We start from the raw sequence: 23874 nt of genomic DNA on the forward strand, positions 1-23874 counted from the left end.
ATACCTCTTAGGGCCTCATTATTAGGCTTGGCGGTATCCAGGAAACCAGGGGGCGATTCAGGCCTCTGACATTTCGGAGTCTTCATCGAATTAGAAGGTTATCAACGCGATAGGACGGTATCTGAGGTGGTGCCGCCAAAAAACACGAAAGCCGCGCTGATGCGCGGCTTTGTCGTATCTGGTGGGCCCACACGGACTCGAACCGTGGACCAAAGGATTATGAGTGACGATTCGAGGGTTTTCGGTACGTTTCATGAGTATCCATAAACTGCCATAAAATCCAGCTATATCAGTAGGTTGTTGGGTTTGTTTGTTTTTCTACGTTTCACTAGATACCCTGAGTTCGCACTCGAAACGGGGAACGAACGGGGAAAATCATGGCGAAGCGCACGCGGCTGACCGACCTGGAAGCACACGCGGTCAAGACCCGAAGGTCTGAGCCGGTTGGGTCCCGTGGAAAGGGCACGCTGCTGCTTGAGCGAAAGGCGTCTGGAGTCGTGATGGCCTACTACCGCGAGCGCACTCCCACCACTGACCAGCGTCTCCCCCTGGGTGCCCTGGCTAAGCGCCCTAGACCGGAGGCGGATGAGTTTTCCCTTAGCGACTTACGGCACCGGGCCATGAGCTTGTCGATTGAAGTCGAGGCCGCTGGCGGTATTGCGGGCTACCTGGCCCAGGCGGAGCGCCAGAAAGCCGCCCAGGCCGAAGCGGACCAGCGTGCGCAGCGTGCGGCCGAGGTTGCTGCTCGACGCGGCTCCTTTGCCGACCTGATGGACAGCTACACCGCCAGCATGATCGAGGCTGGCCGAGTGAGCGCAAAGGAGATTGGCCGTATGTTCCAGCTCCATGTGAAGGGTTACCACCCTGACCTTGTGACCAGGCCAGCGGCGGAGATTCAGCCAGAAGACATACAGTTGATTCTTGCTGGTGTGCTGGGGCGCAAGCCAAAGGGACGCGGGATCGGCAACAAGGCGCCAGGCAGCTCATTCAATGGGATGCGGACCACCTGCGATAAGCTTCGGCGATACTTGCGAGCTGCGTTCAGCTACGCGGCCAAGGCCCACCTGGCGCCCGAGCGGCTGGCGCAGGACGGCAAGGTGTTTGCCATCAGCAGCAACCCGGTGCGCGACATTCCCGTCACCCAAGGCACCGGTGGTGGCCACACCGAGTCGCTAACGCCTGATGAGCTTGGCGAGCTTCTGCGCTACTTGGACACGCTCCCGATTCGGTACTCGGCCATTGCAAAGGCGTTGATCTACTTTGGTGGCCAGCGGCTCACCCAGTTCTGCGCGGTGCCCTGGGAGGCTGTAACCGACAGCACCATAAGCCTGATCGATGCCAAGGGGCGCAAGGCCCAGGCATGGGACCACCTGCTACCGATCACTGATCGAATCAGGGAAGTCATTCAGCCGCTGCTGGACGACCGGGTCGGCCCTGGCCCTTTCTCACTGACACCTGGCAGCACCGCCAGCCCCGACACCTTCAGCGGAGTGTTCGTAGAGGCAGGCCGCATGTTGTCGGTATCGGGCAAGACCCAGCTATTCAGTTGGAAGAACGTGCGCGTCACGGCTGAGACGCTGCTGGCGCATCAGGGTGTATCCGCAGAGGTGCGGGCCTGGCTGCTCTCTCACGGGCGTAGCGGTGTGCAGGCCAAGCACTACGACCGGTACAGCTACCTACCCGAGAAACGTGCTGCGCTGGAGCAATGGGGCCGCTACCTGGACAAGCTAGCAAGCGGCGAAGGCGAAGCAGACAACGTCGTGCTGCTGTCGCGACGAAAAAAGAAATCCGTTGACTGAGCCGCCCGCTCACCCCGCACCCCAGATGGGCTGTTTCATCCGCGACAAAGCGACAACCCGCGTATCTCGTGGCCTGTAGAGTTTTTTGATCCGTGACATGGGATAGGCTTGTCGCGGGAAAAAATTGCTGGAGGCCGCGAATTCCCTTGTGTGTCACGCTGTCGCGGATAGTTGCGTTAGTTGGAGAGCCGGCCAGACCGTCTAACAATCCCACATCTATAAGGGCTGCGGCTTTATTCGCTTCCAAAACTCTCGTTAAAACACTTGTTAATCATGTGCGAAATAGCTGATTTGTTCATTTGAACAGTTTTCCTGTTTTTTACACTTAAAGTGGAAGAGTTCACGAACTGTGATGTTTGAAGCCCCATGTCTTGCCAGGTCGTGGCGACGAAACATGCGAAGACTGACGCGTCAGCTTTTTTAGCCGCTAAAAACTGACGCGTCAGATCAGTGAATGGTTGGTCGGTATGCTTTTTGAGCGCGGGCCGAATGAGGGCCTCATTGGGGCCCATGTAGTCCGCGTTTTACGGGGCTTTGAGCTTATCTGACGAACGGTCGTGGAGGTCGGTGGTCATGATTTTTCGCTTCGCTATGACTATACATGAGTACGCTGGAGCCCCCTTGAAAACCCTAGAACCCCCATAATACATTTCGACCTCGCTAGTTATGCGTGCTTGGGAGCATGTACATAGCCAGAAGAGCTGCGGAATTTCCTTCCACGGGTGTTGCGCCATCACAAAAGTAGCCGTTACTATGCGGCCACGCCTGCAACATCCTGCGGTCCTATGAAAGTTATGATCTGGATACCAGGATGGTGATCGCTAGTTAGCAGAAAAAAGAAAAGCCCCAGCGCTACCAACGCTGAGGCTTGATCGGGAAAGACGCTACCAACGTCTTCTGCATACCAGCCAGGCCAGCACACAAACCCCGAGGGGAGAAGCACTTGAGACGGCTTCAGAGCTTACGTTTTTACGTTTTACCGTAAAAGGTAAAGCTCGGGCGGACTGTAGTACCTACGGGAATAATGCGCAACACTGGCGTCCTATACAGTTGCGATGTTTCCGATGACTTACCATCCAGCGACCTGTTCGCAGGCGCTGGTAGCTCTACAGAACGATCCCCTCGGTTTTTCCTCGCAAGGAGAAATCGAACATGGCCCAAACCGCCATCAGTAACACCAATGTAACCAGCCTGCCGATCCCAGGCGCTCGTGCTACCGCCGCTCAGCTCTGCGCCAAGTATCAAGTCAGCCGCTCCACCTGGTGGCGCTGGTCCAAGACCCCTGGTTTCCCTGAGCCTATCCGCTTCGGTCGCTCCGTCCGCTGGGAACCTGAGTCTGTCGAAAGCTTCCTGCGCAGCCAGGAGGCGTAACACCATGATGACCAATCACACCTGCGCTGGCGCGGGCATGGGATCGCCTGGCCTGAAAAAAGCGCTTGTTTCATCCGTACTCGGAATGTATCGTCGGCATATCGCTGCAAATTCAGCGATCGGGTTTGGCGACCCGTACAAATCAAGGCGCATAAGCGCCCTAACTGAATCTGGCGCTTTTTTTGTGCCCAGCATTCGGCTTTATGGCGGCTGTGCGCGGGAGACCTTCGGGTCTGCCGGGTTCCTTGATTCCCGGTTCGCCAACCTGCGTACAGCTGCCACCCTAAATCGTTTGGCGACGATCCGTGGCAGCTCCTCAAATCAAGGAGCTACAACCATGACCGCCCTCATTCCGCCCAAAATCCGCGCCCTTGCCCATCGCAAGATGGCCCTCAGCGCCCTCCGCGCAAACTCGTCCGTGTCCGTCCGTTTGAAGCGCTACAACCACCACGTAGCCCAGGCGCGTGTGCTCGAAGCACAAGGCGGTGTGCTCGAAGCACAAGGCGGTGTGCAATGAACTGCGCACAAGACTGCATCAAAGCAACGCGGCTTGAGCTGGCGGCATGGACTGCACTGGACGACCTGCGCGAGGTGCAGCAAGCGTTCGATAACGCGCACGCCGTCTTCACGATGATCATCGACAAAACGTCCGGTGTTCACATTGCCAAAGACCTTGCGACGCTTGGGATAGCCGACCTCACCGAGTGGTCAAGCAAATTGGACCGCTATGCGGATCAGCTCGAATCGAGTCTAGCCACAGCAGATGACACTGATCCTCTGACCTCCATCACGCCGAGGGCCTAAACCATGTCCGCAAAAAACGGTGCACTGGCGCCGACGGGATCGGCTTGCCCAAAGAAAGTTGACGCTATCCGCCAAGTCGCGGCATTCGCTCAGAGTCGCGCCCACATCCTGGTGCCCGACCTACTGCCAGGGGGCAGGCAGCGCGGGACTGAATGGTGGGCAAAGAACCCCGCTCGAGCGGATCGCAAAGCGGGCAGTTTCTCAGTGAGCCTCACTGAAGGCTGCTGGAGTGACTTCGCGAGCGGCGATCGGGGCGGCGACCTGGTGAGCTTGGCCGCGCTGGCGCTGCACATGACCCAGAGCGATGCCGCCGCATGGATCGCTCGACGCCTCGGCCTCGACATTCCGATTCTCGAAGGGCGCCCAGGACTGCCATCAGCGCAGCTTCAACAGCGGCTGGAGAGGGCTGCGCAGGAAGCGGTTGCGAAGGCAGAGCACATCGCACTACAAGCCCAGGCCCGCCAGGGTGTGGCTGCCGAGCGAGCAATCACGATGTGGAGCAAGGCATTCGCTGCTGACGTTCGCCACCCCTACCTGATGCGCAAGCAAATTGCACCGCGGGGTATCCGTCAGCATGGACAGGATCTGCTGATCCCTCTCTATGCCGAGGGCCTGATGGTCAACCTTCAGCGCATCACTGCAAACGGAGAGAAGCGTTTCCTTCCTGGCGGCCAGGTCAAAGGCGCGTATTGCCCCATCGGCAGGCCAGTGCGCGGCGCTCGTCTCTATGTGGCCGAGGGCTGGGCAACGGCGTGCACCATTCACGACCTGACCGGGTGCGCTGTGGCGGCTGCGATGAACGCTGGAAACCTCAAACCTGTGGCGCTCGCCATGAAGGCGAAGTACCCCGATGCGCTCTTGGTAATCGCCGGCGACGACGACCGCGAGACCGAAGGTAACCCGGGTCGTACAGCGGCAATGGCTGCTGCATTGGCGGCGGGTGCCGAAGTCAGCTTCCCCGAGTGGCCGGACAGCGCCCCGCTGGCGCTGAGCGACTTCAACGACCTGCATGTTTGGAGTGCCGGCCATGAGTGACGGAAAGGTCATCACGCTGATGAGCAAGAGCCCTGTTCAAGAAGCCATCAAGCGCCTCGGCACCGATGCTGGCGCGCTGTACGAGCCAATCATCCTCATGGAACTCAAGCGCGTCCGAGCCAAAGAGCCGTCAGCATGGGCGAGAATCCGGCAGCAGGTGAAGGACACCAAGGTTCTGTCCATGGTCGACTTCGACCGTCTCACGGCTCAGGACGACGAGGAGAAGGCTGCCACTGGCGGCGGCATCTTCCCCGAGGTCGAACCCTGGTCAGTCCCTGTCGCTGGCGCGGAACTGCTGGACGACATCGCAAGTGCCATCAAGCGTTACGTGATTTCCGACGCAGCCACGATCCAGGCGGCGGCGTTGTGGGCTACTTTCACCTGGTTGATCGACTCGGTACAGGTCGCCCCGATCGCCAACATCACAGCCCCCGAGAAGCGGTGTGGCAAGTCGATAATGCTCACGGCATTGGGGAACCTGGTTAACCGCAAGCTGCAGGTGTCGAACATCGCGCCGGCAGCGTTGTTTCGTTCCATCGAGCTGTGGTCGCCCACCCTGCTGATCGACGAGGTGGACGCCTTCCTACGCGACAATGAGGAGGCGCGAGGCATCCTCAACGCCGGATTCACCCGTGACAGCGCCGTGGTGATTCGCTGTGTGGGTGATGATCACATGCCCACGCCTTTCAGGGTGTGGGGCGCTAAGGCGCTCTGTGGTATCGGCAAGATTGCCGACACCTTGGCAGACAGGAGCATCCCTCTTCGACTCCGGCGGAAACTTCCTGGTGAATCCACGGAGGTATTGCGTCACTCCGACCCGGATCTGTGGGCCAACCTTCGCTCCAGGATGATGCGCTTCGCCCAGGACAACGCCGACCAGATCGGGAAGGCCAGGCCGGCCACAATCAATGGGCTGAACGATCGCGCCAATGACTGCTGGGAGCCCCTTCTGGCGATCGCGGAAGCAGCGGGCGGTGAATGGCCTGGCATCGCTCGCCAGGCGGCACGATCACTTCATGAGATCGAAGACGATAGCCCGAGCGTCGGTGTGGAGTTGCTTAACGATATCAAAACCATCTTCGACACCAAGCAGGCGAACAAGATGTTCAGCGCCACTCTGCTTGAACATCTTATGGCCGACGATGAGGCGCCGTGGCCTACCTGGAACCGTGGCAAGCCGATGACGGCGCGTCAGCTCTCAACGAAATTGGGCGAGTTTGGCATTAAGTCGAAGGACATTCGGATCGGCACCATTAACAAAAAAGGATACGACCGAGCCGATTTTTCGGAAGCGTTCACCAGATACCTTTCCGCCGAAACCCTAGTCGCATCCGCGACAGCGCTACAACCCAATGGCCATGCGGCTTTCAGCGATTTATCGCCCGCGACAGGTCGTCCCCGCGTCGCGGATGAAAAAACGCTGCAAGCCACGGACCATGCAGGGTGTCGCGTTGTCGCGGATGAAACACCCCCCCCGCTGGGTGTGGAGGACGAATATGCCGCTGGGCCGGAAGAGGAGGAGGTGTGATGGCTGCCATCGACTACCTCCGGGATCAGGGGCTATCCGTCCGCAAGCGTGGGATGCGCGTGATCATCGGTCCCAAAGCGCTGATCACCGACGACATTCGCAGGTACGTGAAAGCCCATCGCCTTTCGCTGCTGGCAGAGCTTGCCGCCAACGATGGCATTGAGCGCCGCTGCAACTGGACAGTGCTGGTGCCTGGATGCCGGCCGTTCACGATGATCAGCGAGCCAATCACACGCGACGAAGCGTTAGCAGACGTTCGTGTGCGCTGGCCAGGTGCGGAGGTGGGGCCGTGACGAGTTCTATCAGACGCCTAGACGACCAATCGTCGAGCGCTCGACGAGGTGGGCGGGAATTCCCGCTTTGGCAAAACACGGGATTTTCCTTCCGTATCGGATGCCCCGACCACGTTCGCCAAGGTGTAGGGAACGCCACAGTGTGTTGCTTTCCACACAGTGGCGCCCTGATCCGAATCGGACCAAATGAGCCGACTCGGATCACCTGGTCTCGTTCGGTGAAACGACACCCTCAGTTTGAGGACATAGCATGACCACCAAACACATCACATTCACTGACGCCGAGATCCGCAGGCAGGCCGGTCAGCCGGTGCGCCAGTTGCGTGACCCGCGCTATCCCGAGCTGCGCTTTCGCTACTCCACCACCGACCGTAGCCGGGGCGCTTGGCATGTCGTCATCGCTGGCAAGTGGGGCAAGGCGGGCAATTTCCCCAGCTTGAGCGCCAAGGCGATGCTGGCGGCGCTGCCGGGCATCCTGGCACGTCGTGCCGTCGATCCCGAAGCGCATTCACTGACCAGTACCTGGCGCCGCACTGGTGAGCTACTGGACTGGTACATGGACCGGATGCTGCGCGATCGCAACCTGTCGGACAAGCGCAAGGCCGGGGCAAAGTCGGCCCTCAAGTGCCACCTCGTGCCGCGTCTGGCCAACCTGCCACTGGCAGACGTGAATAAGGCCACGCTTGACCAGCACCTGATGTGGCCGCTACAGGAGCGCTATGCGCTGTCCTTCGTGCGCCTGGTCTACAACGTGCTGGCTGTGGCCATGCGCAAGGCACACCGGCTGGGCCTGCTCGAGCAGAACCCCATGGCGTCGCTGCGCTTTGGTGACTTTGTGTCTACGCGGATTAAGCCCAAGTCGTCACGGCTGCGCGAGAAGGACTTGCCCGATCTGCTGGCCAAGCTGGCCACTTGGGACTGGAACGAGACGCGCCCCGGTGACGCCATGCTGGCGCTGATGATGCTGTGTCACGGTACACGCCTCGGGGAGACGCGCAGCGCGCTGTGGCGCAATGTCGATCTACAGGCCGGCCAGTGGTTCATCCCCGCTGACGACACCAAGACCAAGCAGGATCACACCTTGCCGCTGACCCGCCAGGCCTGCGCGCTGCTGAGCCGCTATCAGGCCCAGTTGGCCGCGCTGGGTTATCACGGTGCCTACCTGTTCCCGTCCAATCGGCGCGGACCACTGAGCGCCACGGCAGCGAGTCAGGTATTTGCGGAGCTGAGCGGACGTCAGTGGACCAGCCACGATATCCGCAAGGTCGTGCGCACTGCTTGGATGGACCTGGGCGTGGATTACCTGGTGGGCGAGATGCTGGTGAACCACGCCCTGCGCAACATGGACGCCACCTACATCCACACCACTGCAGAGGCCCTGAAGCGCGAAGCACTGGAACGCTGGCACGACCAGTTAGACCGACTCGGGTTGAACGTGCTGACAGGCGAGACAGGGACGAGACACGAAATTTCGCGAAATTCGCTACAGGCCACGGATGACAAGGCACGTAGCCAAATCACGGATGCATCACAGGGGAGCATGTAAATCATGGTGGACGTTGAAAAAGATGTTGCCGAGCGGCTAGCCCAGGCCGGCATCACGCCATTGATTGGAGGCCTGGTGCCTGAGCCAGCGACAGCTGACCTGCTGGGATATGCCCCCAGTTACCTGCGCCGCCTGGCTGCCGAGGGTCGTTCACCGCTGCCATTCGTACGCCGGGGCAATCGGCGGTTCTACAAAATAGCCGACATAGTGCGCTTTGCGACGGATACCGACTGAGGGCGTCGAAGTTAACCGCTGACCGGGGTGTGCGTGCGCGCATAGGGTAGACGGCATCACCTAGACACCCCGGAGACACCCATGCCAGACCCGTATCAGCAAGACATTCAGCAAATGAGCGCAACGCTCACAGCCATCGGCACTCAGATCACCGACTTCAAATCATCCTCGGAACAGAAGCAGACCGAGTTCGGTGCTCGCCTCCTCGAAATGGAACAGAAAATGGTGAACGTCGGTGTTCGCCGCGGCGCCAATGACGACTCCGCCGACGCCAATGCCGTGACGGCCCAGGTGGTGGCTGCTGACGGCATCACCGGTTTCAGGGCTGGCTCGATGAAGTCCACGGGCCAGATCAACTGCAAGGTCGGTGTACGTGCCGCGATCACCAACCCCAACCAAGGCGTTACTGGCTCCACCAGCTACCCCACCGCCCCCCAACGTGATGGCAACGGTATTCGCGGCATTGCTCAGCCGCGCCTGAGCCTACTGGACGTGCTACCCATCGTGCCTGTCACCAGCGCCACTTATGAGTTCGTGCGCCTGGACGGCTACATCAACGGCGCGGCGTACCAGAAGGAAGAGGGTGACGAGAAGGCCGAGGGATCAATGCCGACCAAGATGGAGCGCGCAGAGATTGCCACCATCGCCACCTGGATTCCGGCGAGCCTCCAAGTCCTGCAAGACAACGACCAGCTCGAGGGGCAGATCAACACCCTGATGAGCGTGGGTGTTCGCCAGAAGCTGGAGGCTGAGCTGATCAACGGCGAAGGTGGGGCGGGCGAGATCCTCGGTTTCAGGAAACAGGCCACCGCCGCAGGCATCACCAGCGGCAAGCCAGCCGATCGCATCGGCGCCGCCCTGACCGACCTGAAGGCCGAGGGCTGGAACCCAAACGTCATCGTGATGAACCCGCGTGACTGGTTCGCCATCGAGAGCGAGCGCGCCGACGGCGCCGAGGGCGGCGATGGTCAGTACGTCATCGGCACTCCACGCGACCCGGCTCCGCCCAGTCTGTGGGGCACGCCGGTAGTGGTCACCAACGGCATGCCGCAAGGTGAAACGCTGATCCTCGACACTACCGTGGCCGCGCTGCTCGATCGTCAGGAAGTGACGGTGGAGGCCAGTCGTCACGATGGCGACAACTTCCGTCGCAACCTGGTGACCATCTTGGCGGAGCTGCGCGCCGGCCTGGCCGTCTTCGCGCCTACCGCCACGCGCCTGGTCACGCTGGGCACCGCTGCCAGCACCGCGGGCAAGGCATCCAAGTAGCACTTGGCGTGGGTCAGCTGTGAGTGCCACGAACCCAGTAACCGCAGCTGTCGGAGCCCTACTTATCCTTTCGAGGGTGATCCGGCATTGGCCCGCTCACGCGGGCCTTTTCTTTCAATCTGGAGAACGCCATGAGCCATACCCATCTACCCAAGCCAGTGCAACGAGCACTGAATCAGATCGCCCACAGTCGCGCCTTGCTGCGCCAGATGGAGGAGCGCGAGCGGTTGAGCAAACAAATCGATCGGCTGTTGGCCAGCGGCATGAGCGCAGCAGAAGCGCTGGAGCAGATTCGGTCGGCGCCGCCGTACAAAGCGCCGGACTACTGAGGGGGGGCGGGTCGAAAGTCTGGAAGGTCCGCAGACCTAGACCGCCTGGGACCCCACGTACAGATTTTTTCCCCTTTTACAGAAAATGTTAAAGCTGCTTTAACACCCATGCCGCTCTTGCATGACCACGAAGGCCAAGCCAGCCGTGGTCTACAGGCCGAAACGGCAGGGATATGGGGTGTTAAAAAAGTTAAAGCTCCGCGCCCAAAAAGTTAAAGCTTTAACATCAGCGTTAACATCTGGAGAGCCAACGGATGACCAGCAAAGCCCCCACCCAAACCTCCTTTCAGGATCGATTCCGCGTCGCCTGCCAGGTGACTGAATTCACCTTGCATCAAGACGGGCCCTGCTACTGCCTATGGGACGTGCAACACGTCAAGCAGGGCCAGCACATGAAAGTGGACGGTGTGTTCTTCACTGAGGAAGAGGCTCGCATCTCTGCCGACTTGCTCAAAGGCACGCTTGGCGGAACCCGAGCCTATATGAGCGTTTATGCCCCGAACTGGAACCCTGACCCGCGCCGGGAGGCCAGCATTCGCCTGGAAGCGCTGCAGTGTCGTGAGATGCTGGCCCGTCGGCTTGGAGTGCACCTGCCGATGCCCCAGGAGGCCGTGTAATGGCTACGTCCGCGATCAGCTACACCCCGCGCACCAAGGTCCGACTGGGCAGCTTTCTAGGCAAGCGCTATGGCAAGGTGCATTACCTGGTGCTCGATCGAGGGGACGCCAGAGAAGCCACGAGAGCGCTCGACGTGAATTTCCCCGGGTTCGCAAGAGACCTGGCTGAAGCGGAGAGCCGTGGACTACGGTTCGCCGTGTTCAAGAACGGAAAGAATATCGGTGAGCGTGATCTCGACCTGGGCGGAGCGCGTGAACTGACGTTCATGCCGATCGTCACCGGTAGCAAGCGGGGTGGCCTGTTTCAAACGATCCTTGGCGCCGCTCTGATCGTCGCCTCGTTCTTCGTGGCGCCTGGCACACAGCCAGCCCTTCTAGTGGGAGGGCTCGCGAACGTGGCAGGTGGCGTTATCCAGATGCTGAGTCCACAAGCCAAAGGGCTAGCCATGAGCGGAGCGCCTGAGAACCTGCCGTCCTACGCTTTTGGCTCAGCCAAGAACACCACGGCCAGCGGCAATCCAGTACCGATCTGCATTGGCAAGCGCCGCTGGGGCGGGGCGATCATTTCGGCATCGATCTACGCCGAGGACAAGGCTTAAAGTGAGCCTGGATCACTTTTCAAATACCTGGAATCCTAGTGTTTAGGGGCTCCTCAAATTTGAGGAGCCCCTAGTGACTTAGAAAATCCTAGGCATTGTAGCGTGCAAGCCATTGCCTCGTTAACGATGAAACGCGTTTCGCTCGTTTGTCTGTCGTTAGAACCCCATCAAATAAAGTGCTGTAAGCCACAACATAGATGTCAATCATATCGTTTCTTACATTTTCAGCCGAAATGCTTTGCGACACCCCATGTTTAAAGCGGTCGAGCATGTAGCAATGGACTGTTAGCGCAACTCTAAACAGAAATGTATGAGGTAGGTTTTCAGGTTTCGGTAACTTTCGCACATTCGGGTGTGACGCATAAAAATCCAAAGTTAGATTAATGATGTGGTTCAGGATTTTTTCTGAAAAAGCGAGGCTCAGAGGAGCCTCGGATCGAAGTTGACCCAACTCAGATCTAGACATCGTTCTATAAAGCTCCACCATGCCAGAAATAACATTCTCTGATCCGGCTAGCATCTTTCGCATCTCAACTTCTGCCGCACTGACATGCTCAGAGTAACTCAGGCGCTTGCGAAGATCTCCGCGCACTCCCTCTTGAACCGCGTCGACAAAGCCCGGAAAGGCTTTTGTCTGCTTCATATCTATCAATCTGCGTTTCAGACCCGAACAGCGTCCATTGTCGGCGCAAACGTGGTAGGTGTTCTTCATCACCAAAACTTGCGGAAGATAATTCTCGACAATCTTTAGTCTTTTGTGAAGGCCCTCTATATTTGAGGATTTGTACATCTCCATAGCCGTGTAGTCTGTAATGGCGATAAAGTTATCAGATTGCTTTGATAGGTAATCGGCCAGGAGAGGGTTGTCGAGGTAGTTGGTGTCTATCACCATTATTCGCATATTGCCACCTAATAGATATGAGTTCCGCAATATGACTAAACGTCTGGCGTCTGAGAACGCTTCCAGCGGCGCCGTTCTCTTGCATCAATTCGCTTTTGATGTGCTCTGTCCAGCGCGCTGTATATATCAACTTTCAATTGCTTGCGTGTGATATCGGAAAGGTTTTGTTCTATACCTTTAACATGTCGAACCATATCGATATGGGGATCGCTTCCCAATGTGCTAACGCCTTCGTAGTCCGCCATGCTTAAGGTGTAAGTATTTTCCTCCCGCGCTGGGTTGGAATGGCTTCTAAGCCAAGACACAGAAATATTGAAAACCTTTCCCTTAAGTGGCGCGTAGTCGGAAAGATAGCTACGAAGCCCTGCGCCAGCTTTTAAGACACTCACCGACTGAAAAGGGATTGTTGTGTCGGGTCTCCTTGCTTCTCCGTTTTGCAATGGTGGATCAATGTTCACCCTAATGTCGTACGCAGTAGCATTACCAGTATTGTCGATGAGAACATCAAAATGCCGCGATGACCAACGATTGGGGCTCAGCGTTACGACTACGTGAGGTTGGGCGGACGCCTCAGCCATACGAGTAGTTTCCCGTGCCAGTACTAGGGTGACGCGCCAGAGAAAAAATGTAGCTACCGCTGTGGCAATTGTTCCCAGCAGCCCACCTACACCCAGCAACAAGCTCTGCCAAGGCTCTAGATCTGGCATTCCTAACCTCCGTTGTTTTGCAAAAGCATCTGCATCAAGGGTGATCCGCTCAAGCCGGTCCTGTCGCGTCCATGGCCTAGATCAGGTCCGATTTTCTATAAGAGCAATTTAATGGCGCAACGCCATCTTAGCTAGTGGGATTTTGATTCTATCTAACATACGATTCCCGTAGCCTCAGCGTGGATGCACGATGAGCTTCAACACTAATGGACGGAGCGAAGTACAAATGGCCCACAAAATCCTTCTCAAGCAGCCAGAGTGGGAAGTTATGCACAAGGACGTGGTCGTAAAGGTCACTGGGGATGATGGGAAGCTAGGGGAGATTCACTTGAGTAAGGGAAGCATCGAGTGGGTACCAAGCGGAAACCACGTGAACCGTAAGAAGATGACCTGGGCTGATTTCGCGGAGCTCATGGAGGAACACGGTAAGGATAAGCGTCGCTGAGACCTAATCCCTCCCAACCGGACTATTCACTCAACGTCCCAGCACAGCCCTGTGCCTTTGTGGTGGTGAAAGTCGCCTTGAGTCATGAGCGTCCCCCCAATTTAGGATACGGGGAACGAACGGGGAAAATATCCTGGTACAGACGACAAAGGCTTGCGAACTATGGTCGTAAGCCTTTGATTTATTTGGTGGGCCCACACGGACTCGAACCGTGGACCAAAGGATTATGAGTCCTCTGCTCTAACCAACTGAGCTATAGGCCCCAGAGGTCGGCCGGATTATAACGAGGGTTTGCTAAGGGTGCCATCTGAAAGATCCGATAGTGCTATACGAAGAAAGGTGGCGGCGAACTCGTCGGCGGGTAGGGGCAGGCTGACGATGTAGCCCTGGATCTGTTCGCACCCCTCAGCGGCCAGGAAGCGTTGTTGGGCCTGGTTCTCCACGCCTTCGGCGATGATGGTCAACTGCATGCTGCGGCCCAGGGCAATGATGGCGCGGGCGATGGCGGCGTCGTGGGGATCGTCGGGCAGGCCGCGGATGAACGACTGGTCGATCTTGAGGATGTCCAGCGGCAGGCGCTTCAGGTAGCTCAGCGAGGAGTAGCCGGTGCCGAAATCGTCGATCGCCAGTTGCACACCCAGGTGCTTGAGCTGATGCAGGATGGCCAGGGCTTCCTCGGCCTGGCTCATGATGAAGTTCTCGGTGATTTCGAGCTGCAGGTCGCCGGCCTTGAGGTGGAAGGTCTTGAGCAGGTGTTCGATACGTCGGGTCAGGCTGGGCTGGCGTAATTGAGCGCCCGCGAGGTTGATCGACAGTGGGCCGAATGCTTGATAGGTGCGCTTCCAGGTGTGCATCTGCCGGCAGGCCTGCTCCAGCACCCAGTCGCCGAGCTGGAGGATGCTGCCGTTCTCTTCGGCCAGGTGAATGAACTGCTCCGGTGGTACTTCCCCGAAGGTCGGGTGGTTCCAGCGGATCAGCGCCTCGGCACCGACCAATCCCTGGGTCTTGAGGCTGAACTTGGGTTGGTAGTACAGGCTCAGTTCGTTGCGTTCGATGGCGCGGCGCAGCTCATGTTCGAGAAAAATACGTTCGCTGGCCTGGGCAGTGAGGTCGAGGGTGTAGCTTTCGACGCGGTTGCGGCCCTTGGCCTTGGAGCGGTACATGGCGGCGTCGGCGTTGCGGATCAATGTGGCGACGTCGGTGCCGTCTTGCGGGTACAGGCTGATACCGATGCTGGCACTGGTGAAGAACTCGTGCTCGCCGGCCTGAACCGGGGCGTGGAAACACGCCAGCAGCTTGTTGGCGATGGCGCTGGCGTCGCTTGGGCGATGCAGGCCGGGCAAGAGGATGATGAATTCGTCGCCGCCCAGGCGGGCGACGGTGTCGACATCGCGCACCTGCTCTTTCAGGCGTTGAGCGATGCCTTTAAGCAAGAGGTCGCCGACCGGGTGGCCGAGGCTGTCGTTGATGTGCTTGAAGCGGTCGAGGTCGAGGAACAGCACGGCGCCCTGGCGGCTGGAAGCCTGGACGCAGGTGAGGGCAGCCTGCAGGCGGCTCTCGAACAGGGTGCGGTTGGGCAGGCCGGTGAGCGGGTCGTGGTGGGCCTGGTAGTCGAGCTTGGCCTGGGCGTGCTTGAGGCTGGAGATGTCGGCGAACACGGCGACGAAATGGGTGGTCTCGTGTTCGCTGTTGCGTACGGCGCTGATGGTCAGCCAACTGGGGTAGAACTCGCCGTTCTTGCGCCGGTTGCAGATCTCGCCCTGCCAATGGCCTTCGGCGGTGAGCTGATGCCACATGGCGACGTAGAAGGCGCTGTCGTGTTGGCCGGAGGCGAGCAGACGCGGGGTCTGGCCGAGGGCTTCGAGCTCGCTGTAGCCGGTGATCTCGCTGAAGGCGCGATTGACCGCACTGATGCGCTGCTCGGTGTCGGTGATCAGCACGCCCTCGGCGGTGTTCTCGAAGACCGTGGCGGCCAGTTGCAGTTTTTCCTGCATCATGTGGCGCTCGGTGATGTCGCGGGTGATGGTCAGCATGCAGTCGATGCCGCCGATTGGCAGCGGCCGAGCGGACATTTCGCACAGGCGGATCTGGCCGTCGCTACGGCGGATATGGCAACTGAAATCGCGCGCAAAACCATCGCGCTTGAGCAGTTCGATCAGCCGATCACGTTCGTTGAGGTCGGCCCAGATGCCCAGATCAAGGCTGTTGTGGCCAAGGCTTGGGTTGATGTCGTAGCCGGTCAGGCGGCAGAAACCTTCGTTGGCTTCCAGCAGCAGGCCATCGCTCTGGCGCGACAGCAGCAAGCCGTCGGGCGATGCGTGGAAGGCCTTGGCGAACTTCTCTTCGGAAGTCTGCAACTGTTGCTGGGTTTCCTTGAGCTGGCTGATGTCGCGCACGGCAACCACCAGCGCCGGTGTGCCATCCAGGTCGAAGCTTTCAGCGGAGGTGAGGCCTGTGAATAACTCGCCGTTGCTGCGCCGGAAGCTCATTTCCAGGTTGCGGATGCCGCCCAGTTGCATGCGCTCAAGGATCGTCGGGCCGGAGCCCGCAACGCCCCACAGGTCCAGTTCTGTGGCGGTGCGGCCTATGACCTGGGCCGGGCTCAGGCCGATCTGCTCCTCGAATGCTTTGTTGACTTCCAGCAGGCATCCGTCGCTGTGACGGGCGATGAGCAGGATGTCGGGGCATTGCTCAAACACCGAGGCGAACTTCTGTTCGGATAGGCGAAGGGCATCCTCGGTGCGTTTGGTTTCGCTGATGTCGATCATCAGGCCGCGCATCAGCGGCTTGTGGCCGTGCTCGATCATGCTGACGATATTGCGCACCCAGAGGATGTGCCCGTCGGCACGTATCACGCGATAGTCGAGGCTGTGGTCGCGCCCGGCAGCGGTTTCGGCGTCGCAGTAGGCCTGGGCCCAGAGGGCGTCCTCGGGGTGCAGGATACCGCGCCAGAAACCAGGTCTGAGCCATTCCCTCAGCGGATAGCCAAGCAGGCCCTCGGCGTGCGGGGAGACGTAGCTGTAGGTGAAATCGTTGGCGTCGGCTTCCCAGGCGATGGCCGAAAGGCTTTCGATCAGGCTGCGGTAGTGGTATTCGCTGCTGCGCAGCTCTTGCTCCAGGGCGATCCGCCGCGAAATCTCCGAGCTGAGACGGCGGTTGATGCGCAGCATGGCGGCGAGGATCAGCAACACCATGGCCAGTGTCGGCAGGCCATAGACCAGCAGATCGCGCCATAGGCTCCGTTGATCGACGACGTTGCCGACCCAGCGCTGCTGAATGTCACTGATTTCGACGCTGCTCAGGTCGGCCATGACTTTGTCGAGAATGCCGATGAGGATTTTCTGTTCCCGTGGGGCGGCCATGGCCAACTGATAGCGGTAGGGCGTCTCGCCACTGACGTACAGGCCATCGAGCTTGAGCTGGCGCAGGCTCCAGATGCTCGATGCAAGGTCGCCAACCACCGCATCCACTTCGTCGGTAGCCAACGCCTGCAGGGCTGAACTCACATTGGGCAAGGCCACCAGATTGAGATCCGGGTGGTGGGTGCGCAGTAACTCATGGGGAGCGTAGTTTTCCACGACCGCGATTTTCAGGCCGTACAGGTCTTTGAGGGTGCGTGGCTGAGGGCCGCCTTCGTGGGCAAGGATGACGATGGGGAAGTCGAGGTAGGGGCGGGTGAAGGCCAGGTAGGACTGGCGTTCGGGCGTCGACATGATGCCTGGAAGCAGGTCGATGCGGTTCTGTCGTGCCTGCTCGAGTACCTGCGACCAATTGCTGGGCTCGATCGGCTGCAGCGAAACGCCCAGGCGTTGCTGGATCAGGGCAATGTAGTCGGCGGCCAATCCCTGATAGCGACCTTCCTGGTCGCGAAATTCGAATGGCGGCCAAGACGCATCCACGCCCAGGCGCAGTTGCGGATGGGCGTTGAGCCAGGCTTGTTCTTCGTCCGTCAGGGTCAGGGCGCCGGCCGCTGTGTTCCAGATCATCAAGAGCAGCAGCAGAAGTGCCGGCATCAAGGGCATGGCGACCTCTCTCTATCAGGGGGCTGATTCGAGTGTAGACGGACGCGGATGAAGAGTGCCGGTGAATGCGGCAGATTGCCTGCAGCTTTTTGTCGCCCATGAAAAACCCCGGCCTGGGCCGGGGTTCGTCATCACTCGTCGAGGAAGGAGCGCAGATGCTCGCTTCGCGTCGGGTGGCGCAGCTTGCGCAACGCCTTGGCTTCGATCTGACGGATCCGCTCGCGGGTCACGTCGAACTGCTTGCCGACTTCTTCAAGTGTGTGGTCGGTGTTCATGTCGATACCGAAACGCATGCGCAGCACCTTGGCTTCGCGTGCGGTCAGGCCCGAGAGCACGTCGCGAGTGGCTTCCTTGAGGCTTTCGACCGTGGCCACGTCGATCGGGGACTGCATGGTGGAGTCCTCGATGAAGTCGCCCAGATGCGAATCCTCGTCGTCACCGATCGGGGTTTCCATGGAGATCGGCTCTTTGGCGATCTTCAATACCTTGCGGATCTTGTCCTCAGGCATTTCCATGCGCTCACCCAGCTCTTCCGGGGTCGGTTCACGACCCATTTCCTGCAGCATCTGCCGGGAAATACGGTTGAGCTTGTTGATCGTCTCGATCATGTGCACCGGAATCCGGATGGTGCGCGCCTGGTCGGCGATCGAACGGGTGATCGCCTGGCGAATCCACCAGGTGGCGTAGGTCGAGAACTTGTAGCCACGACGGTATTCGAACTTGTCCACCGCCTTCATCAGGCCGATGTTGCCTTCCTGGATCAGGTCGAGGAACTGCAGGCCGCGGTTGGTGTACTTCTTGGCGATGGAGATCACCAGACGCAAGTTCGCCTCGACCATTTCCTTCTTGGCGCGACGGGCTTTCGCCTCGCCGATCGACATGCGACGGTTGATCTCTTTGATTTCTGCGACGGTCAGGCCGGTCTCGGTCTCGAGGTCGATCAGCTTCTGCTGGCAGGCGACGATCGCGGCGTCCTTCTCACCCAGGGCAGCGGCCCACTTGGTGCTGCGCTTGGCGAGGTCACCGCTCCAGGTCTGGTCGGTCTCGTTGCTCGGGAACAGGCGCAGGAAGTCGGCACGCGGCATGCGGGCATCACGTACGCACAGTTGCATGATCGCACGCTCCTGCTGACGCAGGCGGTCAAGGGCACCGCGCACACGCTCGACGAGTACGTCGAACTGCTTGGGCACCAGCTTGATCGGCATGAACAGATCGGCCAGGGCCTGGAGCGCCGCAACGCTTTCCTTGCCACTGCGACCATGTTTCTTCAGGACCTTGTTGGTGGCCTGGAGCTGGTCGGAGACGGCACCGAAACGCTGACGCGCAACTTCTGGATCGGGGCCGCTTTCGCCCTCTTCCTCGCTGTCGTCGCTGTTTTCGTCACCTTCTTCTTCGTCTTCCGACTCTTCCTTCGCCGCTGCAGCCTTGGCGCCTGGGATCGGTACTTCCTCGGTAGGCGCGGCGATGTTGTCGTCAGGGTCGATGTAACCGCTGAGAACATCCGACAGGCGGCCGCCTTCGGTCGTTACACGGTCGTACTCGCCGAGAATGTGATCGACGGTGCCCGGGAAGTGAGCGATGGCGCCCATGACTTCGCGGATACCTTCCTCGATACGCTTGGCGATTTCGATCTCGCCTTCGCGGGTCAGGAGCTCGACGGTACCCATTTCACGCATGTACATGCGTACCGGGTCGGTCGTGCGGCCGATATCGGTTTCAACGGCCGCCAACGCTGCGGCGGCTTCTTCGGCTGCGGCTTCGTCGGTGTCGGCTTCCGCCAACAACAGGGCATCCGCATCCGGAGCACTCTCGAATACGTTGATCCCCATGTCGTTGATCATGCGGATGATGTCTTCCACCTGTTCCGGATCTGAAATATCCTCAGGCAGGTGGTCGTTGACCTCCGCGTAAGTCAGGTAGCCCTGCTCACGACCGCGGGTGATCAACTCTTTGATACGAGATTGCTGTTGCGCTTTTCCGGACATAACACCCTATCCACTGAAGGTCTTGGCGGGCAAAAAACAAGCCGAGGATTATACCCGAGCATGGACCTCACGCGCCAGATGAGGTCGGGGTTTGTGCGGGAACATTCCTGCTGAGCAGGGCGAGCAACTGGGATTTTTCCTCAGTGCTCAACTCACTTTGACGTGCTTTCCTGAGCAGATGTTCCAAGCTTCGCTCGCGCTGGCGGGCTGACAAGCTAGTTATGGTGTCGAAAAACTGTTGTTCAAGGTTATCGGCATCGATCAGCCATTCCTTCTCCGCCAGCGCCCGCAACAGACGCCCCTGTTCGGTGCCGTGCCAGCGTGCGATCAGTTGCATGGAGCTTAGCCCAGGATTCTTCTGCACGGCTTCGATCAGGGCTACCAGCAACTGGCTGTAAAGATGTTCTTCGTCGGCGAAATGGCTCGCGTCCTCGACCTTGCCGGCCAGCAGCGGATGGTGCAGCAATGTGCGCAAGGCCGCGAGCGCCGGGGGTTCGACCGGTGCCGGCGTGCGTGGCGGCGCTTCGTCGCGCTGCCAGCCCTTGCCGCCCTTGCGGTTCTTGTCCCAGGGCTTGCCATTGCCATCCCAGGGCTTCTTGCCACCCCCTTTGTTCGGCGTCCAGGGGCGTTGCTCATGCTGGGCGGGGGCGTAGTCGTGGTGCTGTTCGCTGAAGTCCGGCGTGTAGCTGGCCATGGCATCGTAGTCATAGCCTGGATCGTAGTCCGGTACGCTGGGGGCGGGCGTTTTCTGTGCCAACTGCTCCATTTGCTGGACATCAAGACCAGTAATTTCCTTCAAGCGATTTCGCATTAACTGACGCAGATTGGCGCCCGGAATCTTTTCGATCAACGGTGCAGCCAAGGTCGCCATGTGGGCCTTGCCTTCCAGCGAGCGAGGGTCGGCTTCGCTGCCCAGTTGCTCGAAGAAATAGTCGGCGAGCGGTTGGGCGTGCTGATGGATGCGGGCCTGGAAGGCGTCGGTGCCTTCTGCGCGGACCAGCGTATCCGGATCTTCCCCTTCGGGCAGGAACAGGAAGCGCGCACGCCTGCCATCCTGCAGGTTCGGCAGCGTGGCCTCCAGTGCACGCCAGGCCGCCTTGCGCCCGGCCTGGTCGCCGTCGAAGCAGAACAGCACATGGGGCACCACGCGGAACAGGCGCTTGAGGTGCTCTTCGCTGGTCGCGGTGCCTAGCGTAGCCACAGCATTGCGCAGGCCTTGCTGGGCGAGGGCGATCACATCCATGTAGCCCTCGACCACGATGATTTCGTCGAGGTTGCGGTTGTGCTTGCGTGCCTCGAACAGCCCGTACAGCTCCTGGCCCTTGTGGAATACCGGGGTTTCCGGGGAGTTCAGGTACTTGGGCTTGTCATCGCCCAGCACGCGCCCGCCGAAGGCGATCACCCGGCCACGGCTGTCGCGGATCGGGAACATGACCCGGTCGCGGAAGCGATCGTAGCGCTTGCCGGTCTCGGCGTTCTCGATCAGCAGGCCGGCGTCGATCATCACCTTCTGTTGCAGGGTGTCGGCGCCCAGGTGCTTGAACAGGTTGTCCCAGCCCGGCGGGGCGAAACCCAGGCCGAAATCACGGGCAATTTCGCCGGACAGGCCGCGGCCCTTCAGGTATTCGACCGCTGCCTTGCGTGTTGGATGGTTGCGCAGCGCCTGGCGATAGAACTCGGCAGCTGCTTCGAGCAGCGGATACAGCGGAGAGTCGGTGGGCTGGCGCGGCTTTTGTCCGCGTCGTCCCTCTTCGCGCGGCACTTCCATGCCTGCGGCGCGGGCCAGTTCCTCGACTGCCTGGGGGAAATCCAGGTTGTCGTGGTCCATGATGAAGCCCAGGGCGTTGCCCCCGGCGCCACAGCCGAAGCAGTAGTAGAACTGCTTGTCGGGGCTGACAGTGAAGGACGGCGTCTTTTCCTTGTGGAACGGGCAGCAGGCCGAATGGTTCTTGCCGGTCTTCTTCAGCTGGATGCGCGAACTCACCACGTCGACAATGTCGGTGCGGTTGAGGAGGTCGTCGATGAAACTCTGGGGAATCAGCCCGGCCATGGCAGTCTCGTTATCTGGCTACTGGCAAGTCTAATCGCTGGAGAGAGCAACAAGGGAGATGCGTGTCGGCCTATCACCTGCCGCATCGGGCATTCTGGTGAGGCGTATGAATTCTGCCCATGGGCGAGTGCCGGGGCCTCCAAGGCACATGGCCAAGGGTGTGAAGCGACAACTGCCATTAGCCCGGCACGAGGCCGGGCTGGGCAGAAGCTTTGCGTAGAACGTCTGTATTAGTACAGACGAACGGCGCGGCGCTGTTCGCGCTGAACTTTCTTGGCGTGACGCTTAACAGCGGCAGCAGCTTTGCGCTTACGCTCAGCGGTCGGCTTCTCGTAAAACTCGCGGCTACGAACTTCAGCCAGTACACCGGCTTTTTCGCAGGAGCGCTTGAAACGACGCAGAGCTACGTCGAAGGGTTCGTTCTCTTTAACTTTGACGGCTGGCATCCAGGGCTACCTTAATTCATTACCGGGGTAGACGTGCTCCTGGCAAAACAAAGGTGTGCTGGAGAACGTCGGTTTTCAAGGGTTGCGGATGTTAACCCTTAGCGGGGAGGAATGCAAAGCCTCTGATCGAAAACCGCTGGTCGGCACTCTGTACGGGGACTAGAATGCGCGGCTTCGAATTCAGCCTCCACAAGGCACGGACCCATGCTAGTACTGGGATTGGAAACATCCTGCGACGAAACCGGCGTCGCATTATACGACAGTGAGCGCGGCCTGTTGGCCGATGCGCTGTTCAGCCAGATCGACCTGCACCGCGTCTACGGCGGCGTCGTGCCCGAGCTCGCCTCGCGCGATCACGTCAAGCGCATGCTGCCGCTGATCCGCGAAGTGCTGGATGAAGCCGGCTGCGTCGCTGCCGACATCGATGCCATCGCCTATACCGCCGGCCCTGGTCTGGTCGGTGCGCTGCTGGTTGGCGCCTCCTGTGCACAGGCGCTGGCGTTCGCGTGGGATATTCCGGCGATCGGCGTTCACCACATGGAGGGCCACCTGCTGGCGCCGATGCTCGAGGAGCAGCCGCCGCAGTTCCCGTTCGTCGCCTTGCTGGTATCCGGTGGTCACACTCAACTGGTGCAGGTCGATGGCATCGGCCAGTACGCGCTTCTGGGCGAGAGCCTGGATGACGCGGCGGGCGAGGCCTTCGACAAGACGGCCAAGCTGATCGGTCTGAATTATCCCGGCGGACCCGAGATCGCGCGTCTGGCCGAACAGGGTACGCCCGGCCGCTTCGTGTTCCCGCGGCCGATGACCGACCGTCCGGGGCTCGAGTTCAGCTTCAGCGGTCTCAAGACCTTCGCCCTGAATACCTGGCAGCAGTGCCGCAATGCGGGTGACGACAGCGAGCAAACCCGTTGCGACCTGTCGCTGGCATTCCAGCAGGCGGTGGTGGAGACTCTGACCATCAAGTGCAAGCGTGCCCTCAAGCAGACCGGTCTCAAGCGCCTGGTCATCGCCGGAGGCGTGAGCGCCAACAAGGCGCTGCGGGCATCGCTCGAGGACATGCTCGCGAGCATCAAGGGCAATGTGTACTACGCACGTCCGAAGTTCTGCACCGACAACGGCGCGATGATCGCCTATGCCGGCTGCCAGCGCCTGTTGGCCGGACAGCAGCAGGATCTGGCGATCAGCGTGCAGGCGCGTTGGCCGATGGAGCAATTGCCGCCGCTGTGAGGCGGCGTTTTCCCCGCGAGTGATTCAGAAATGTCGTTCGCGGCCGGCAAACAGGTCGCGCAGATTGCTGCGGTGTCGCCAGACTATAAGTACTGTCAGCATCGTCATTGGCAGCAGCGCGGCCGGCTCGCGCCAGGCCAGCAGCGGCAGGGTCAGAGGCGTGGCGATCAAGGCCGCCAGCGAGCTGGTACGGGTGAGGTAGAAGGTGAGCAACCAGGCGCCGATCGCCAGCAGCGCGGCGGGAAAGTACAGCCCCATGAGCATGCCCGCCGCAGTGGCTACGCCCTTGCCGCCCTGGAAACGGAAGTACAGCGGAAACAGGTGGCCGATCACCGCGCACAGGCCTATCCAGGCTTGGGCCTGCAGGCTCAGGCCTGCAAGTCCGGCCAGCAGCACTGGCAGCAAACCCTTGCACAGGTCGCCGAGCAGGGTGAGGATGGCCAGCTTGCGGCCTGCCAGGCGCAGCATGTTGGTCGCGCCGGCGTTGCCCGAACCACTGGAGCGAGGGTCGGGGTTGCCACTGAGGCGGCTCAGGACAATGGCGAAGGACAGCGAGCCGAGCAGGTAGGCGAGCAGCGCCAATAACCAAAACATGCTAACTATTCCGGGCGGGGACGCCCTGATTCTAACGGCGCCAGTCGCCCTTGTCGTCTGTGGAGAGAAG

General features: G+C 59.9%; 22 protein-coding genes and 1 tRNA gene. 15 read left to right on the plus strand and 8 right to left on the minus strand.

All coding sequences use genetic code 11. The annotated features are described in order from the left end of the window. Positions 1-377: 377 nt before the first annotated feature. The 13 genes from AB688_RS04200 (at position 378) to AB688_RS04255 (ending at position 11424) form a co-directional block, all read left to right on the plus strand. A complete protein-coding gene (locus AB688_RS04200; protein WP_063542374.1) occupies positions 378-1799 on the plus strand; it encodes a tyrosine-type recombinase/integrase in 1422 nt (473 codons plus the stop codon). A 1152-nt stretch (positions 1800-2951) separates the two neighbouring features. Next, positions 2952-3170: a helix-turn-helix transcriptional regulator gene (locus AB688_RS04205; RefSeq protein WP_063542376.1), complete on the plus strand. Its 219-nt coding sequence runs from the start codon at positions 2952-2954 to the stop codon at positions 3168-3170. A 337-nt stretch (positions 3171-3507) separates the two neighbouring features. Beyond that, positions 3508-3687 carry a hypothetical protein gene (locus AB688_RS04210; protein WP_063542378.1) on the plus strand — a complete coding sequence of 60 codons (180 nt, stop codon included), beginning with the start codon at positions 3508-3510 and terminating at the stop codon, positions 3685-3687. Next, on the plus strand, positions 3684-3974 hold the full coding sequence (locus AB688_RS04215; RefSeq protein ID WP_063542380.1) for a hypothetical protein: 291 nt from the start codon (positions 3684-3686) through the stop codon (positions 3972-3974). Before AB688_RS04210 ends, AB688_RS04215 begins: the two co-directional genes overlap by 4 nt. Positions 3975-4178: 204 nt before the next feature. Beyond that, positions 4179-5009 (plus strand): toprim domain-containing protein, encoded by an 831-nt coding sequence (locus tag AB688_RS04220; protein WP_231100291.1) that lies wholly within the window; start codon positions 4179-4181, stop codon positions 5007-5009. Then, positions 5002-6537, plus strand: a complete 1536-nt coding sequence (locus AB688_RS04225) for a DUF3631 domain-containing protein (RefSeq protein ID WP_063542384.1) — start codon at positions 5002-5004, stop codon at positions 6535-6537. The genes AB688_RS04220 and AB688_RS04225 overlap by 8 nt, the downstream gene beginning before the upstream one ends. Then, the gene (locus AB688_RS04230; protein ID WP_063542386.1) at positions 6537-6830 is read left to right on the plus strand and encodes a hypothetical protein; all 294 of its coding nucleotides are present in this window, start codon (positions 6537-6539) and stop codon (positions 6828-6830) included. Before AB688_RS04225 ends, AB688_RS04230 begins: the two co-directional genes overlap by 1 nt. Positions 6831-7080: 250 nt before the next feature. Further along, complete coding sequence (locus tag AB688_RS04235; protein WP_063542388.1) at positions 7081-8376, plus strand: tyrosine-type recombinase/integrase; 1296 nt, start codon at positions 7081-7083, stop codon at positions 8374-8376. 3 nt (positions 8377-8379) lie between these two features. Next, positions 8380-8610 carry a DNA-binding protein gene (locus AB688_RS26060; RefSeq protein WP_081255189.1) on the plus strand — a complete coding sequence of 77 codons (231 nt, stop codon included), beginning with the start codon at positions 8380-8382 and terminating at the stop codon, positions 8608-8610. Between the two features lie 81 nt (positions 8611-8691). After that, complete coding sequence (locus AB688_RS04240; RefSeq protein ID WP_063542390.1) at positions 8692-9879, plus strand: phage major capsid protein; 1188 nt, start codon at positions 8692-8694, stop codon at positions 9877-9879. Positions 9880-10010: 131 nt separating this feature from the next. Further along, the gene (locus AB688_RS04245; RefSeq protein WP_063542392.1) at positions 10011-10208 is read left to right on the plus strand and encodes a hypothetical protein; all 198 of its coding nucleotides are present in this window, start codon (positions 10011-10013) and stop codon (positions 10206-10208) included. Between the two features lie 254 nt (positions 10209-10462). Then, on the plus strand, positions 10463-10825 hold the full coding sequence (locus tag AB688_RS04250; protein ID WP_063542394.1) for a hypothetical protein: 363 nt from the start codon (positions 10463-10465) through the stop codon (positions 10823-10825). Continuing rightward, positions 10825-11424, plus strand: coding sequence for a tail assembly protein (locus tag AB688_RS04255; RefSeq protein WP_063542396.1), 600 nt, complete (start codon positions 10825-10827; stop codon positions 11422-11424). The genes AB688_RS04250 and AB688_RS04255 overlap by 1 nt, the downstream gene beginning before the upstream one ends. An 88-nt stretch (positions 11425-11512) precedes the next feature. Here AB688_RS04255 and AB688_RS04260 read toward each other — a convergent pair whose 3' ends face one another. Beyond that, positions 11513-12316: a hypothetical protein gene (locus tag AB688_RS04260; protein WP_155738185.1), complete on the minus strand. Its 804-nt coding sequence runs from the start codon at positions 12314-12316 to the stop codon at positions 11513-11515. Positions 12317-12360: 44 nt separating this feature from the next. Further along, complete coding sequence (locus tag AB688_RS26065) at positions 12361-13032, minus strand: hypothetical protein (RefSeq protein WP_081255190.1); 672 nt, start codon at positions 13030-13032, stop codon at positions 12361-12363. Between the two features lie 226 nt (positions 13033-13258). Between AB688_RS26065 and AB688_RS04265 the strand changes: the two genes are divergently transcribed. Next, positions 13259-13477, plus strand: a complete 219-nt coding sequence (locus AB688_RS04265) for a hypothetical protein (protein ID WP_063542400.1) — start codon at positions 13259-13261, stop codon at positions 13475-13477. Between the two features lie 186 nt (positions 13478-13663). Here AB688_RS04265 and AB688_RS04270 read toward each other — a convergent pair. The 5 genes from AB688_RS04270 to rpsU all read right to left on the minus strand — a co-directional run bounded on the left by AB688_RS04270 (position 13664) and on the right by rpsU (position 21980). Further along, a tRNA-Ile gene (locus tag AB688_RS04270) sits at positions 13664-13740 on the minus strand. Positions 13741-13755: 15 nt separating this feature from the next. Then, a complete protein-coding gene (locus AB688_RS04275) occupies positions 13756-17499 on the minus strand; it encodes a bifunctional diguanylate cyclase/phosphodiesterase (RefSeq protein ID WP_063542402.1) in 3744 nt (1247 codons plus the stop codon). Between the two features lie 131 nt (positions 17500-17630). Then, positions 17631-19484 (minus strand): RNA polymerase sigma factor RpoD, encoded by a 1854-nt coding sequence (rpoD, locus tag AB688_RS04280; protein ID WP_063542404.1) that lies wholly within the window; start codon positions 19482-19484, stop codon positions 17631-17633. A 67-nt stretch (positions 19485-19551) separates the two neighbouring features. Next, positions 19552-21534, minus strand: a complete 1983-nt coding sequence (gene dnaG, locus AB688_RS04285; protein WP_063542406.1) for a DNA primase — start codon at positions 21532-21534, stop codon at positions 19552-19554. A gap of 230 nt (positions 21535-21764) precedes the next feature. Continuing rightward, complete coding sequence (gene rpsU, locus AB688_RS04290) at positions 21765-21980, minus strand: 30S ribosomal protein S21 (RefSeq protein ID WP_003255575.1); 216 nt, start codon at positions 21978-21980, stop codon at positions 21765-21767. 204 nt (positions 21981-22184) lie between these two features. On the opposite strand from rpsU, the gene tsaD reads away from it, so the two are divergent. Beyond that, complete coding sequence (gene tsaD, locus AB688_RS04295; RefSeq protein WP_054892210.1) at positions 22185-23210, plus strand: tRNA (adenosine(37)-N6)-threonylcarbamoyltransferase complex transferase subunit TsaD; 1026 nt, start codon at positions 22185-22187, stop codon at positions 23208-23210. 24 nt (positions 23211-23234) lie between these two features. Here tsaD and plsY read toward each other — a convergent pair whose 3' ends face one another. Continuing rightward, positions 23235-23804 (minus strand): glycerol-3-phosphate 1-O-acyltransferase PlsY, encoded by a 570-nt coding sequence (plsY, locus tag AB688_RS04300; protein ID WP_063542408.1) that lies wholly within the window; start codon positions 23802-23804, stop codon positions 23235-23237. Between the last annotated feature and the right edge of the window lie 70 nt (positions 23805-23874).

This window comes from Pseudomonas putida (assembly GCF_001636055.1).
GTDB classification, from domain to species: Bacteria; Pseudomonadota; Gammaproteobacteria; order Pseudomonadales; family Pseudomonadaceae; genus Aquipseudomonas; species Aquipseudomonas machongensis.